The organism is Micromonospora sp. 4G55 (assembly GCF_016803375.1).
The window spans coordinates 1-7,031 of sequence record NZ_JAEVHN010000310.1; the positions used below are offsets into that span (position 1 = coordinate 1).

The 7,031-nt window shown below is 68.5% G+C and carries 5 protein-coding genes and 3 pseudogenes; 5 read left to right on the forward strand and 3 right to left on the reverse strand.

Features of this window, described 5'->3' with window-relative positions; genetic code table 11:
* Positions 1-2: 2 nt before the first annotated feature.
* Positions 3-404, reverse strand: a complete 402-nt coding sequence (locus JNW89_RS22390; protein ID WP_238450385.1) for a nuclear transport factor 2 family protein — start codon at positions 402-404, stop codon at positions 3-5.
* A gap of 402 nt (positions 405-806) precedes the next feature.
* Between JNW89_RS22390 and JNW89_RS22395 the strand changes: the two are divergent.
* From JNW89_RS22395 to JNW89_RS38955, 4 genes and pseudogenes are all read left to right on the forward strand, one after another.
* Positions 807-1,592: pseudogene (locus tag JNW89_RS22395) on the forward strand (transposase family protein).
* 281 nt (positions 1,593-1,873) lie between these two features.
* A protein-coding gene (locus JNW89_RS22400; RefSeq protein WP_238450388.1) for an IS5 family transposase occupies positions 1,874-2,739 on the forward strand; the annotation gives its coding sequence in 2 pieces (ribosomal slippage) (positions 1,874-2,207 and positions 2,207-2,739; 867 coding nt in all).
* Positions 2,740-2,985: 246 nt separating this feature from the next.
* On the forward strand, positions 2,986-3,363 hold the full coding sequence (locus JNW89_RS38950; RefSeq protein WP_375155129.1) for an IS5 family transposase: 378 nt from the start codon (positions 2,986-2,988) through the stop codon (positions 3,361-3,363).
* Positions 3,294-3,790: pseudogene (locus tag JNW89_RS38955) on the forward strand (IS5 family transposase); the annotation flags it as partial. The gene JNW89_RS38950 and the pseudogene JNW89_RS38955, both read left to right, overlap by 70 nt.
* Here the strand turns inward: JNW89_RS38955 and JNW89_RS22410 are convergent.
* Complete coding sequence (locus tag JNW89_RS22410; RefSeq protein ID WP_238450386.1) at positions 3,791-4,930, reverse strand: low temperature requirement protein A; 1,140 nt, start codon at positions 4,928-4,930, stop codon at positions 3,791-3,793.
* A 486-nt stretch (positions 4,931-5,416) separates the two neighbouring features.
* On the reverse strand, positions 5,417-6,295 hold the full coding sequence (locus JNW89_RS22415; RefSeq protein WP_238450387.1) for a helix-turn-helix transcriptional regulator: 879 nt from the start codon (positions 6,293-6,295) through the stop codon (positions 5,417-5,419).
* A 372-nt stretch (positions 6,296-6,667) separates the two neighbouring features.
* On the opposite strand from JNW89_RS22415, the pseudogene JNW89_RS22420 reads away from it, so the two are divergent.
* A pseudogene (locus JNW89_RS22420) lies at positions 6,668-7,031 on the forward strand (hypothetical protein); the annotation flags it as partial.

Here is a 7,031-nt window from a genome sequence, read left to right on the forward strand (position 1 = left end):
GATCAAGTGCTCACCACATGCCGGGTGCCGAGCCGGTCACCGTAGACACGAATTACCTCGAGGGCAGCGAGATGCTCCGCGGCGCCGTGGCAGATCACCTCGGGCGATAGCTGCAAGCGCGCGTTCTCGAACAGCGACGCCGCGCCTTCGAGGTCGGCGCCGTCGAGCCGGTGGCAGTAGGTGTAGATCAGGCGGGTGATCTGATGTTCGGCCTCGCGGCGGTCTTCACGGGAGATCATGTCGTTTGCTCCTCGATTCCCAGGGTGGGGATGCCAGCTGCGGCTGCGTCCTGGCACCAGCGGCCCAAACGCGGACACGGTCTGCAGTGTGATCTGTTTCACTTCAGCAGGCCGTTCGATGCCGGGAACCGGCCCCGGCCGCCCCACATCGGGGTACTCATCCATGCAATCCGAAGCGCCTCTGACGTGGGAGTCTTCGCTGTGAGGGGTACCAGCAGGGACCCCCAACGGGCTCCGGTCGCACGGCGGCTGCGCGCAGGACATGCCGTGATCGCGCAAGCCACGGCACTTCGGCCCTGGGCCAGCCTCGAACGCGGACGTGGCCAGGGCCATCGCAGGGACGGCCGGCTCCGCCGATGCGGACCACCTCGCCGACCACAATCGGGTTGGTGGAGAAGCCGGCCGCGCCGAGCAGCACGACCAGGGCCACGGCCACCACACTGAGCCTTTTCCAAGCTGATCTTGCAGCTCAGGGTGGGTGCGGCGAGCCCGGGAACCAATGAGGGCGAGGCTTCAGGTAAGACAGCGGTCGACCAAGATCCGATGCCCCGACCGGGAGCCTCGCCTGTGCTGTCTTACCCTTCCACGATCGCGCTGTCCAGCCGGACCCTGAACCACCTCGCTGACCTCATCCGAACGCACCGTAACCAGCGTCGATCCCGATGGCGGCGCGCCTCGGTCCGGGCCGACAGGCGCTGCTCGCCCTGGCTCACCTGCGCAATGGCGACACCTACACCCGGCTCGCCGCCGGGTTCGCCATCGGTGTCGCCACCGCCTGGCGCTATGTACAGGAAGCAATCATGCTGCTCGCCGCAGTCGCCGAGGACCTGGCCACGGCGATGCGGCGCGTCCGGCACCTGGCGTACGCGATCCTGGACGGCACACTGATCCCGATCGACCGTGTGGCAGACCAGAGGCCGTACTACTCCGGCAAGCGCAAGCGGCATGGCGTGAACGTGCAGGTCAACACCGACGCCGCCGGCCGGCTCGTGTGGGCCTCACCGGCACTGCCGGGCGCGGCGCACGACCTCACCGCCGCCCGCATCAACGGCATCATCGACGCACTGACCAGCGCCGACGTGATGACCTTCGCCGACAAGGGCTACCAGGGCGCTCGGGGCAGCATGCGCACCCCCGTTCAAGCGGCGACGCTTCCGGCCGAAGCTGTCCCGCCGGCAGAAGGCGGTCAACCGGGCGCACACGAGAATCCGTGCTCGCGGCGAACGAGCCATCGCCACACTCAAGACCTGGAAGATCCTGGCCAAGCTGCGCTGCTGCCCACGCCGCGCCACCGCGATCGTGCAGGCCATCCTCGTCCTGCACCACGTCGAAGCCAACCGCTACGCAGGATGAAAATTCGCTCGCCCACGGACTCCGGTGGAAGGTTGCGGCAGCTAGATGCTCTCCCCTATACAGGTCAGCGAGCATTGCTGGTTGCCTGGGGTCAAGGGTCGACGAGGACCAGGTCCAGGCCGTCACCAGGCCGTCAAAGGCGGACCAGCGGTGACCGACAGCAACCGTCGATGCCAAGCGTTCGAGCAGGTCAGAGCCCATATGCACACCCTTTGTCGGACATGCCGTTAGGGCGTGTCCTGCCGATCTTGTAGTGGTTGATCGTCGACGATGTGCCGGTGGTGCGTCGTGGTGAGCTGACCGATGAGGCATGGGTGGTGATCGCGCCGCTGCTTCCTGAGCCGGGTGGTGCGCGGGGACGGTGGCGGGATCACCGGCAGGTCATCAACGGGATTCTGTGGAAGCTGCGTACGGGTGCGCCGTGGCGTGACCTGCCGGAACGCTATGGGCCGTGGAAGACCTGCCACGAACGCCTGCGCCGCTGGACCGCCGATGGCACGTGGGATCGGATCCTCGCGGCCGCACAGGTGCACGACGACGGCACACCCGTGCAGTGGACGATCAGCATCGACTCCTCGGTCGTGCGGGCGCACCAGCATTCCGCTGGCGCCCGCAAAAAGGGGGCTCCTCGTCAAGTGCGGCGACGCCTGGTGCGCAAGATGGCGAGGCCATCGGCCGGTCCCGAGGCGGGCTGAGCACGAAGATCCACCTCGCGGTCGACGGACGTGGCCGGCCGCTGTCGATCCTGCTCACGCCTGGTCAGGCCGGCGACAACCCGCAACTGTTGGCCCTGCTGGACGCGATCCGGATCAACGACCCCGGACCCGGACGGCCCCGCAAACGCCCCGAGGTGCTGATCGCCGACAAGGGCTACGCCCACGACTCCACCCGGCGAGCCCTACGGCAGCGAGGCATCCGGCACGTCATTCCCGAACGCAGCGACCAGGTCGCCCGCCGCGCCGCCAAGGGCAGCGCCGGCGGCCGACCACCAGCCTTCGACAAAGCGGTCTACCGCAAGCGCAACGTCGTGGAACGCTGCTTCAACCGCCTCAAGCAGTGGCGTGACCTGGCCACCCGCTACGCCAAACGCGCGTCCCTCTACCAAGCCAGCCTCGTCCTCATCGCCGCCATCATCTGGCTTCCATGATCGACAGGACAGGCCCTAGGCCGGTGACAGTCAACGCCAAATGTCAGTGCTCATGCCCGGGGGACCACCCTCGACCGAGCCCCCACGCCCGACGAGGCGACGGCTCCACAGAGGGTGGTGAGGCAGCGCATGCCCAAATACGGGGGCCTGGACCGGCTAGGGCGTGTCCTGCCGATCTTGTAGTGGTTGATCGTTGACGATGTGCCGGTGGTACGTCGTGGTGAACTGACTGACGAGGCGTGGGCGGTGATCGCGCCGCTGCTTCCGGAGCCGGGTGGTGCGCGGGGCCGGTGGCGGGATCACCGCCAGGTCATCAACGGGATCTTGTGGAAGCTGCGCACGGGTGCGCCGTGGCGTGACCTGCCGGAACGCTTCGGGCCGTGGAAGACCTGCCACGAACGCCTGCGCCGATGGACCGCCGATGGCACCTGGGATCGGATCCTCGCGGCGGCGCAGGTCCACGATGACGGCACACCGGTGCAGTGGACGATCAGCATCGACTCGTCGATCGTGCGGGCGCACCAGCATGCCGCTGGCGCCCGCAAAAAAGGGGCTCCCCATCAAGTCCGGCGACGCCTGGTGCGCAAGACGGTGAGGCCATCGGCCGGTCCCGCGGTGGACTGAGCACGAAGATCCACCTGGCTGTCGACGGGCGTGGCCGGCCGATGTCGATCCTGCTCACCCCCGGTCAGGCCGGCGACAACCCCCAGCTACTGGCCTTGCTGGATGCGATCCGGGTCAACGAGCCCGGACCCGGGCGACCCCGCAAGCGTCCCGACGTGCTGATCGCCGACAAAGGCTACGCGCACGACTCCACCCGCCGGGCACTGCGCCAACGGGGAATCCGGCACGTCATCCCGGAACGCAGCGACCACCCGCCTTCGACAAGGTGATCTATCGCAAACGCAACGTCGTGGAACGCTGCTTCAACCGACTCAAGCAGTGGCGTGACCTGGCCACCCGATACGCCAAACGCGCATCCCTTCACCAGGCCAGCCTCGTCCTCATCGCCGCCATCTCTGGCTCCCATGATCGACAGGACAGGGCCTAGTCACGCCGTTGCCGCGCGCCGGCTCGGATGGCGAGGACCGACCAGCAGCGTGGCGATGAGCACGACGATGACGGCGGCAAGTTGGGTGTGGGCGTTCGTGGCAATGCCGAGGGGCACGGTGGCAAACACGGCGAAGGCGCCGGCGACCCGGCTCGAAGGCAGACCGAGGCGCAACGCGAGCCGGACGCTGCTGGTACCGGCGAGGAAGAGGGCGACGCCGCCGGCGAGGGCAAGGGCAGCGGCCGTGCCAGCGGGGCGGTCGGGATGGGCGATGGCGGCATGGATGCCGGTGGCGGTGGCGACGACACCGAGCAGCAGTAGGTAGTGCGGGAGGACGTAGGTCCGGGCGGCCAACCGAGTACGGGTGCGGGGGTCCGCGACGTCGAGGGTGGGGGCCGCGACGCGGGTGTCGGTGAAGTAGGTCCACCACAGGGCAGCGGGTAGGGCGAGGCCCATGACTATGGCGGTGACGGTGGCCGCAGTGATGTGGTGGATGTCGACGCCGGCGCCGATGGCGACGACAGATTCGCCGAGCGCGACGATGACGAGCAGGCCGTGGCGCTCCACCAGATGTTCGGCGGCGACCTGGTAGCTGCCGGCTGCGCGGATCCAGGAGAACCGTGGAGTGACGTAGGGCAGTGCGGCCTGGACGAGGGCGGCGGCGAACCAGAGTGCGTAGGTGGTGGGACCGGTGACGAACGCGGCGAGGCCGATGAGCAGCACCGCGGCCAAGTTGTAGGGCGCGACACGGATCGTGGTGGCGCGGGCTGCAGAGAGGCTGAACATGATCAAGTGGATGCCAACCAGGACCAGGTAGCCGAGGGCGAAGAGCAGGGCGGTGTCGGTGAACGCGGCGGGGATGGCGACGCTGGTGAGCAGGAAGCCGGCCATGCCGGCAAAGAGGGTGATCTTCTGGGCGGGGCGTCGGGGAGGCAGCTGGTTGGTCAGCCAGGCGTATCCGGTGTAGGCGTACCAGAGCACCCCGAGGATGAGGACGATCCGGCCGAAGCCGGCCCAGGTGAGGTCGTCTTCGAGGACGCGGGTGAGCTGGGTGATGGTGAAGACGAAGACGACATCGAAAAAGATCTCGACCGTGGTAACCCGGCCGGCGGGGTCCGGGCGGGAGTCGGTCGAGCTCATGGAACCGGAGGGTACTGGTACGGACGCGGGTGGAGGCCAAGGTAGGGGAAACTCGTGTGGGACACCCTCAGGTTGGTACCCGGGTAGTCCTGGTCACGCCGCGCAGCGAGAAGGCAGCGAAATGGCCAACAACAACCGGCACAGCACGATGTAGAACGACGGTCGCTCCGTGCTCAACCCCTCAGGCTGATAGCCACTGACATCCAACTGTTGGTCGCCCGCAAGGTGATGGCTGCCAGAAGCCCGGCGGCCACGACGGTGGCCGGGATGAGCGTGGCGTAGAACCGGCAATCACCCAGAAGGTGCCGTTGCCTTGCGCCGCGGCGACGGCACCCAGCAGCCGCACCCTTGGCGGCAGCTTGGCCCGGGAGCCGACAGCGGGGAAGACAGAAACCCGCCGGCGGCGGTCAGGAGCGTGCCGCAACGCGGCCCGCAGGAGGGCGTCGGCAGGCTGGCCGCCACGCGTGGAGGGAGCCGGAGCCAGCCTCAGCGCTCGCCCTCGGCTGGCGCGGCGGCCTCGTCCTGCTGCTGGGTGGCTGCCCAACTGGCCAGCAGCTTCAGGGCGTCCGCGGCCGGTGTGCCGGGATCGGCGCTGTAGACAATGATGGAAAGCCCGTCCTCACCGGGCAGGTCCAGCACTTCGTGGACCAGATCCAGCTCGCCCACCGCCGGATGGTGGAACCGCTTCGTCCCGCCGGTGAAGACGTACACGTCGCGCCCGCCCCACAGGGTGCGGAAGGCGTCACTGCGGGCGGACAGCTCACCGACCAGGTTCTGCAAGTCGCGGTCGTAGGGGTTCTTGGCGACCTCGACCCGCAGCGCGCCCACCCCATCGTGAGCCACGCGTTCCCAGTCGCAGTACAGCCGGGTGGCCCGCGGGTCGAGGAAGACAAACCGCAAGGTGTTGACCGGCTCCACCTCGAACGCCTCGCAGTGCAGGGCGCGGGCAAGCGGATTGGCCGCCAGAATGTCCATGCGGTTGTTGCGCAGGTACGCCGGCTGATCGTGCAGGCCCTCGATGAGGCGCAGCACACTCGGCCGCACGACGGTCTTCTTCGGATGGCGCCGGATGCGGGCCGGGCCTGCGTTGGCCGCGCGCGCCAGCGTGTACAAGTGGTCACGTTCCGTGTCGTTGAGCCGCAGAGCCTGGGCGAGCGCGTTGAGGACACTGTCGGAGACCCCGCCCAGATTGCCGCGCTCCAGACGCGTGTAGTACTCGACGCTCACTCCGGCCAGCATCGCGACCTCGCCACGGCGCAGCCCGGTCACCCGCCGCTGCCCGTACACCGGCAGGCCCACCTGCTCAGGCATGAGCTTGTCGCGGCGGGATTTGAGGAATGCGCTGACTTCGGCCCGGTTGTCCATGAACCCAGCGTAGGAAGACAAGGCGGCAAGTGGGGGTCCCTGCCAGTACCCCTCCCAGCAGGCACTCCTGACCGTGGTGAGCCCGTCGCGTTGAGAGGCGCACGGCGGGCTCGGCGAGCGGGCTGGAGAGCGGACCAGGAGCATTCCCAGCACCGCGCTCCATGCCGACTCAACGATGACCTGGTCGCGGAGATGACCGCGTTTCGCGCCGGTGACCGCTCGGTCGATCGCGGTGGCGACATCGAGATCGATCCGCACGGGTGGAACCGCTACTTCCTCGCAGCGCAGGAGCGAGATTCCGCCAACCGCTGACAGCTTGGGCGGGCGCCCGCGCGGCATCCCACCTTTCGGGAACGACGGGAACCCCGCGAAGTGGCTCCCGCAACCCGCCATCTTGAGACAGTCACCCCAGGTACGGCCCTAGATCAACTGCTTAGCGTTGTTTTTGGTCTGGAAACTACGGGCGGGCCGATCCCCCGAGCCACCAGCGCGATCCGGATCTTTCAGCAGCTCGGCGGCGCGTTCGGCGGCGCGGTGCTCGCGGTGGTCGTCCAGCGGCAGCTCGCCGGGAAGGGCGCCGCGGCGGGCCTCGCCCCGGTCGTCCAGGCGGCGGCCTTCGCCTCGACGTTCTGGTGGGTGCTGGGCTTCATCCATCTCGCGGCGCTGCCCGCGCTGCTGCTGCCGGCCGCCGCCCGCGGTCCACGGCGCCGGGGCCTGATTGTCGTCGCGGGCGGCC

Excerpts from the sequence above, each read along its gene's own strand:
- JNW89_RS22390 (WP_238450385.1), bottom strand. The coding sequence starts at position 404 with ATGGATGAGTACCCCGATGTGGGGCGGCCGGGGCCGGTTCCCGGCATC.
- JNW89_RS22415 (WP_238450387.1), bottom strand. The coding sequence starts at position 6,295 with ATGGACAACCGGGCCGAAGTCAGCGCATTCCTCAAATCCCGCCGCGAC.
- JNW89_RS22410 (WP_238450386.1), bottom strand. The coding sequence starts at position 4,930 with ATGAGCTCGACCGACTCCCGCCCGGACCCCGCCGGCCGGGTTACCACG.